This window comes from Sphingomonas sp., from assembly GCF_019242355.1.
GTDB lineage: Bacteria > Pseudomonadota > Alphaproteobacteria > Sphingomonadales > Sphingomonadaceae > Sphingomicrobium.
This window is the reverse complement of record NZ_JAFAVR010000150.1, coordinates 1-4238: the sequence shown is the minus strand read 5'-3', so window position 1 is coordinate 4238 and position 4238 is coordinate 1. Positions and strand designations below refer to the sequence as shown.

The following is a 4238-nucleotide window of genomic DNA, read 5'->3' as shown; positions in this document are numbered from 1 at the left end:
CGGCGGAGGACATCGTCGACCCCAAATCGGGCGACGTGTTCATTGCCGAGGGCACCCTTCTCGACGAACCGATGGTCGCCAAGATCGAGGAGATCGGCGTCCAGGGCGTGAAGATCCGTTCGCCGCTGGTCTGCGCGTCCAAGCAGGGCGTCTGCGGCAAGTGCTACGGACGTGACCTCGCTCGCGGAACGCCAGTGAACATCGGCGAGGCGGTCGGAGTCATCGCCGCCCAGTCGATCGGCGAGCCGGGCACGCAGCTGACGATGCGGACCTTCCACATCGGCGGCGCGGCGCAGCTCAACGAGCAGTCGAACCTCGAGGCGCCGGTCGACGGCACCATCGAGTTCCGCGACATGCCGACGATCCTCGACCCGCGCGGGCGGCACTTGTCGCTGTCGCGCTCGGGCGAGATCGCGATCCTCGACATGGACGGTCGCGAGCTCTCGACGCACCGCGTGCCTTATGGCGCGCACCTGCTGTGCGAGAGCGGCCACATCGTCAGCCGCGGCGACCGCATCGCCGAGTGGGACCCCTCGTTCAGCCCGGTGATCACGGAGAAGGCCGGAACCGTGAAGTTCCAGGACCTGATCGAGAACCGCACGATGAGCGAGCAGGTCGACGAATCGACCGGCATCACGCAGCGCGTGGTCACCGACGACGCGGCCAAGTCGAAGAAGGACACGCCCCACCCGCGCCTTACCCTGATGGGAGGGGACGCGAAGGAAGCGGCCGTCTATCGCCTGGCGCCCGGAGCGATCGTCGCGGTCGACGACGGCCAGCAGGTCGAGGCCGGCGAAGTGCTCGCCCGTATGCCGCGGGAAGCCGCGCGTACGCGTGACATCACCGGCGGTCTGCCGCGGGTCGCCGAACTCTTCGAGGCCCGCAAGCCGAAGGAGAATGCGATCATCGCCAAGGTGTCCGGCAAGGTCACCTTCATGCGCGACTACAAGGCCAAGCGTAAGATCGCGATCGTTCCCGACGACGGGTCGGATCCGGTCGAGTATCTGGTGCCGAAGTCGAAGATGATCGAAGTCCAGGAAGGCGATTACGTGAAGCGCGGCGACAATCTCGTCGGCGGCTCACCCGATCCGCACGACATCCTGGAGGTTCTCGGCGTCGAAGCGCTGGCTGAATATCTCGTCAGCGAGATCCAGGAGGTCTACCGGCTCCAGGGCGTGAAGATCAACGACAAGCACATCGAGGTGATCGTTCGCCAGATGCTGCAGAAGGTCGAGATCACCGACGGGGGCGACACCACGCTGCTGGCCGGCGAGCAGGTCGATCGCGACGAGATGGACGAGAACAACAGCAAGCTCACCAAGGGCCAGCGGCCCGCGGAAGGCAAGCCGGTGCTTCTCGGCATCACCAAGGCATCTCTGCAGACCCGCAGCTTCATCTCGGCCGCCTCGTTCCAGGAGACTACGCGCGTCCTCACGGAAGCCGCGGTCCAGGGCAAGGTCGACACGCTGAATGGCCTCAAGGAGAATGTCATCGTCGGTCGGCTGATCCCGGCGGGCACCGGCGCCGGCATGAACCGGATGCGGGTTGCGGCTTCGTCGCGCGACACGGCATTGCGCGCGGCGCAGCGCAAGCTCCAGGAATCGCTGATCCTCCCGAATAGCGCCGAAGAGGAGCATAAGGCCGAGCTCGCTCAGGGGCCCGAGGCCGCGATCCATTCGGATCCGCTCGCCGAGGTCGCGCCTTCCGGTCAGGGCCTCGACGCGGACGCCGGCGATTATCTACAGGATTAGGCGCGCGCAGCCTGTCGGGGGGACAGGCGTGCCCGGCTAACCAGAAGATGTAAAAAAAGCCCCGTCGGCTCACGCCGGCGGGGCTTTCACTTTTCGGATTTCAGCCTAGCGGCAGTAGCCGGTCTTCATCGTGTTCTCGGTGCAATTTGCCGCCGAACCAACGTCAGCGGCCGCTCCGCGAACCGTATTGCACGCGGCAAGTGTCAACGCACCCGCGATGATTCCTACCGTGACAAGCTTGCTAACCATGACCATCCCTCCATTAAGGTTACGGAACAATCATGGCTGGCGCGACTAGGCTTTGTCTAGGCTGAACGTCAGCAGTGCTGACCTCCGCCCATCGCATTCTCGGTGCAATTCGCGACCGAATTCACGTCCTTTGCAGCGCCGCGGACCGTGTTGCACGCCGCAGTGGCAAGTGCGAGGCCGATCAGGGCAGCAGTGGCAATCTTCTGAATCATGACATCCTCCAGTTGAGATGGCGTCAGTGAACGCCCTAACTGCCGGAACGGCTCCATTCCGCATGCGTTATTTTCTCAGGACAGGTGGAGCGGATCATGCGCAAGGCCCTGTGGACGTTCTTCGCACTGAGCGGCTGCGCTACCCAATATCCAGAGACGTATCACGCTCCGCATCCGTTGCGGGAGGTGGACGTACCAACCGCTCCCTACGTCGAGGGCGCGAACGCGGAGGCTGTCGACGGCAGCCTCACCTGGGAGGATGGCTGCCTCCTGTTCCGATCCGAAGCCGGTGACCGGATTCTGCCGATCTGGCCGCGCGCGAGCGTGTTCAACGGCACGTCGCTGATCTTCCACCGTCCCGGAAGGAGCGAGCAGCCGCTGCTGGTGAACCAGGAGATCGAGATCGGCGGAGAGACCCTGCCGCCCGCTTATGCACTGGCGAATTTCGGGACCTATGTGCAGCGCTGCGGCGGCAAGCCCTTCTTCGTCGCCGACGTCGCACCGGCGGACTAGGGGTCAGACAGCGACGGGCGCTGAAATGTGCGGGTGCGGGTCGTAGGCCTCGAACGCGAAATCCTCGGGCTCATAGTCGAACAGCCCCTGCCCCCGGTCCTTGATGACCAGACAGGGGAGCGGCCTCGGCTCGCGCTCCAGCTGCATCCGGGCCTGGTCGAGGTGGTTGGAGTAGAGGTGGCAATCGCCGCCGGTCCACACGAACGTGCCGGGCTCGAGCCCGCACTCGCGCGCTAGCATGTGCGTCAGCAAGGCGTAGCTCGCGATATTGAACGGGACGCCGAGAAATATGTCGGCGCTCCGCTGGTAAAGCTGAAGGTTGAGCCGACCAGCCGCGACCTGGGTCTGGAACAGGCAGTGGCAGGGGGCCAGGGCCATGCGCTGGATTTCACCCGGGTTCCAGGCGGTGACGATCTGGCGGCGTGAGGCGGGATCGCGGCGGATGAGAGCCACCAGCTCGGCGATCTGGTCGATATGGCGCCCATCGGCGCTCTCCCAGTCGCGCCACTGCTTCCCGTAGACGGGGCCCAGGTCACCGCTCTCGTCCGCCCATTCGTTCCAGATGCTGACCTTTCTGTCCTTCAACCAAGCGATGTTGGTATCGCCGCGGAGGAACCACAGCAGCTCCACGATGATCGAACGCAGGTGCAGCTTCTTGGTCGTGAGCAAGGGAAAGCCCTGAGCGAGGTCGAAGCGCATCTGAGCGCCGAAGACGGACAGGGTGCCGGTGCCGGTGCGATCGTCCTGGGGAACGCCCTCGTCAAGGATGGTCCGCATGAGGTCGAGATACTGGCGCATGAGCAGACCCTAAACCGGTCGCGTGGCGGGTCCAAGGGCCGGCGTAGTCTAATCCATTTTGACAATAGTCGATTGTTTTGGACTTTGTTCAATTGGCCTGCGCGAACAACCCGGCCGTATCCCGGCGCCATGCGGTATCAGCGTGCCGAACTCCCGCTGAAGCTCAATGGCCTTGCTGCTGCGAGATCCTTTTTCGCGGGCTGTTTTGCCGATTCCGATTCGTCGCGCGAAAGCCTGTGGGTCGCCCATGTCGACGACGAGGCGCGGTGCCTCCATGTGTCGCGCCACGACGGCGACGAACAGGGGACCGAATTCCCGCTGCGCGACATCATCGCCGATGCTGCCCTGCACCGCAGCGCCGGCATCGTTCTCGCGCATAATCACCCGAGCGGCGACGCCCGCCCCAGCGAATCCGATTGCCGAGCGACCCGTCGCCTGGCCTCGGCGGCCGAAGCGCTCGACTGCGCGATCCTCGATCACCTGGTGTTTGCGGGAGGGGAGTGCACGAGCTTCCGCGCGATGGGGCTGCTCTAGCCGAAGCTTACCGTCCGGCCTGTATCGTCTGGCTCGGACTAATCTTCTCCGTATGCCTAGATCGCCGGCGCTGTCTTCGGGCGCGCCGTGCTTGGATTCAACAGGGCTTGATTTCGCTCGGCTCGGGCCGTGGCGCAGCTACCTGGAAGGCCATGAGGTAAGTCTCGCGGTCGCGTAGTCG

Annotated in this window: 4 protein-coding genes and 1 pseudogene; 3 read left to right on the top strand and 2 right to left on the bottom strand. The window is 64.6% G+C overall.

Annotated features, from left to right (window positions below; all coding sequences use genetic code 11):
- Window positions 1-1751, top strand: a pseudogene (locus JOZ79_RS07445) (DNA-directed RNA polymerase subunit beta'); the annotation flags it as partial.
- A gap of 317 nt (window positions 1752-2068) precedes the next feature.
- Here the strand turns inward: JOZ79_RS07445 and JOZ79_RS07435 are convergent.
- Window positions 2069-2212, bottom strand: coding sequence for an entericidin EcnA/B family protein (locus JOZ79_RS07435; protein WP_294072674.1), 144 nt, complete (start codon window positions 2210-2212; stop codon window positions 2069-2071).
- Between the two features lie 96 nt (window positions 2213-2308).
- Here JOZ79_RS07435 and JOZ79_RS07430 point away from each other — a divergent pair, with 96 nt between their 5' ends.
- The gene (locus JOZ79_RS07430) at window positions 2309-2725 is read left to right on the top strand and encodes a hypothetical protein (protein WP_294072672.1); all 417 of its coding nucleotides are present in this window, start codon (window positions 2309-2311) and stop codon (window positions 2723-2725) included.
- A gap of 3 nt (window positions 2726-2728) precedes the next feature.
- Here the strand turns inward: JOZ79_RS07430 and JOZ79_RS07425 are convergent, their stop codons facing one another.
- The gene (locus tag JOZ79_RS07425; RefSeq protein WP_294072670.1) at window positions 2729-3523 is read right to left on the bottom strand and encodes a thymidylate synthase; all 795 of its coding nucleotides are present in this window, start codon (window positions 3521-3523) and stop codon (window positions 2729-2731) included.
- 129 nt (window positions 3524-3652) lie between these two features.
- Between JOZ79_RS07425 and JOZ79_RS07420 the strand changes: the two genes are divergently transcribed.
- A complete protein-coding gene (locus JOZ79_RS07420) occupies window positions 3653-4057 on the top strand; it encodes a JAB domain-containing protein (protein WP_294072667.1) in 405 nt (134 codons plus the stop codon).
- Window positions 4058-4238: the final 181 nt, after the last annotated feature.